Source organism: Mesorhizobium sp. SP-1A, from assembly GCF_032460275.1.
Lineage (GTDB): Bacteria > Pseudomonadota > Alphaproteobacteria > Rhizobiales > Rhizobiaceae > Mesorhizobium.
On the sequence record NZ_JAVXZD010000022.1, the window covers coordinates 1 to 1,364 of the forward strand.

General features: G+C 63.1%; 1 protein-coding gene. It reads left to right on the plus strand.

Translation table 11 applies throughout. The features are described 5' to 3' along the window. The first annotated feature begins 76 nt into the window (after positions 1-76). Positions 77-1,105 carry an IS110 family transposase gene (locus QU595_RS30145; protein WP_315929033.1) on the plus strand — a complete coding sequence of 343 codons (1,029 nt, stop codon included), beginning with the start codon at positions 77-79 and terminating at the stop codon, positions 1,103-1,105. Positions 1,106-1,364: the final 259 nt, after the last annotated feature.

The window sequence follows — 1,364 nt, forward strand, 5'->3', positions numbered from 1 at the left end:
TTTTATGGGATGGCCCGCCCCTCCTGAGAAGCATCGGCTAGGATGCTGGTGCTGATTTGAGAGGAAGGAGCGAGCCATGAACATTGTGATCCTGGGGATCGATCTGGGCAAGAACCTGTGCAGCGTGGTCGGTATCGATGAGACGGGCGCTGTCGTGCTTCGCCGCCGCATGCGTCATCAGACGGTGGTTCAGTTTGCGGCCGGCCTGCCGCGTTGCGTGATGGCGATGGAAGCGTGCTGCGGGGCGCATTATCTCGGCCGCATTCTGCAGACGCAGGGCCACGAGGTCCGGCTGATGTCGCCGGAGTATGTGCGGCCCTACGTAAAAGCACAGAAGAACGATGACCGCGACGCTGAAGCGATCGCGGAGGCTGCCTCGCGACCGACGATGCGGTTCGTTGAACTGAAGAGCCAGGACCAGCTCGACCTGCAGACGTTGCACCGGGTGCGTTCGCGATTGGTGAACGCGCGCAAGACGCTGATCAACCAGATGCGGGCGATCCTGCTGGAGCGCGGTCACGTCATCGCCAAGGGACCACGACAGTTCGACCGGGCGCTCAATGAGCTGCTGGCCGACGCCAATCTGGACATCAGCGGCCGAATGCGCACGCTGATCATCGAGATGCGCGAAGAGTGGCAGGACCTCGATAGGCGCATCGAGACGCTAAACGCCGAGTTCAAGGAGCATGTTCGTGAACATGAATCGGCGCGTCGGCTGGTCACCATCCCCGGCATCGGCGTGCTCAACGCTACCGCGCTCACCGCCGCGATCGGCGACGGCAGCGCTTTCGGCCGCGGGCGCGACCTCGCCGCCTGGCTGGGGCTTGTGCCGAGGCAGGTAACGACGGGCGGCAGGCCGAAGCTGCTCGGCATCACCAAGCGCGGCAACAAATATCTGCGCATGCTGTTCATCCATGGGGCGCGAGCGGCATTGCCCTCGCTGGCCAGGAGCGCAACGCCGCTCGGCCAATGGTTGCGCGGCCTTCTGACGCGAGCCCATCGCAATGTCGTGACCGTGGCGCTCGCAGCCAAGCTGGCGCGCATCGCTTGGGCGAGCCTGCGACGAGGCGCGATCTTCGAGCCGGTCTACGGCACGGTTGCCTGACGAATACGGCTGTTGGCTTCAACGGAGGCAGACGGTCATCAGATCTGCGGGAAGGATAGAAGATGGCATGACGGTCGACCGGCGTCCCGAAATCCTGGTTCAAAAAACGGCACGTCGATGCCGGGCGTTTTATGAGGATCGGCGCGCGCGGATATCCATCTTGGCCGCGAGCAAAGTCTCGTGAGACCGGATACGTTTGTGCAGACCTCTCACGCCGCCTTCAAAACCCTCTTGCAGACGGGGCGGGCCATACGTTTTT

Bases quoted from the DNA above. Each gene is read 5' to 3' on its own strand.
- QU595_RS30145 (WP_315929033.1), top strand. From the start codon at position 77: ATGAACATTGTGATCCTGGGGATCGATCTGGGCAAGAACCTGTGCAGC.